We start from the raw sequence: 596 nt of genomic DNA, 5'->3' as shown, positions 1-596 counted from the left end.
TTTACATCCGAAAATCGCAGCGGGGATCCCTGAGCCGCCTGCCTGCGCCGGTTGTCCGCTGCCTCGAAGAAAGAGACGTGGTCCGTACTTTCTTTGTCGCCTTTCACGGCCGAGGTAACCCGCCGGTCATAACGTCGGATCAAATCCACCGGTTTGGCGTCAGGCCATCTCTTACCCTCACTCCAGACCTGGATCACCGTAAGATCGAACGGGTCATAGCGTAGCGTCACTTTCTGCCTGGCCAGTTCAGGGTCCACCTCATAGGTGTTGCCCATTAGAGAGACACAGCTCGCCTTGTCGGCCGTACGCTCCTCCTCCCACAGGAAAATGTCCGTCAGTTCCGCTTCTGAAACCCGCTTGGGCGTACGGTTGCTCGCCGCTGCCCGTTCCTTGGGAGACTGTCCCGTGCTGCCATGTTTTCGCAAGTGGTAATACCCATCGACCCAAGCCCAAAATGCGTCATTCAACTCGCCAAGCGTCCGGATATGCCCTGCCTCGACTTGTTCGTAGGCTTCGGGGATGAAGGTAAGCGTCAAATCCCGCCCACCTTGCATTCCCTCCACGGCTCCCCCAAACTCATGCATGACGAACAACCC

1 protein-coding gene is annotated in these 596 nt (G+C 57.7%); it reads right to left on the bottom strand.

Features of this window, described 5'->3' with window-relative positions:
* Positions 1 to 536, bottom strand: a 536-nt coding sequence (locus IEX97_RS13240; protein WP_229776942.1) for a Mu transposase C-terminal domain-containing protein, incomplete at its 3' end; no start/stop codon positions are given.
* Positions 537 to 596 lie beyond the last annotated feature (60 nt).

It is taken from the genome of Paenalicyclobacillus cellulosilyticus (assembly GCF_014647315.1).
Classification (GTDB): domain Bacteria; phylum Bacillota; class Bacilli; order Alicyclobacillales; family Alicyclobacillaceae; genus Alicyclobacillus_J; species Alicyclobacillus_J cellulosilyticus.
The sequence above is the reverse complement of the archived record's forward strand: the minus strand, read 5'-3'. Positions and strand labels throughout refer to the sequence as shown.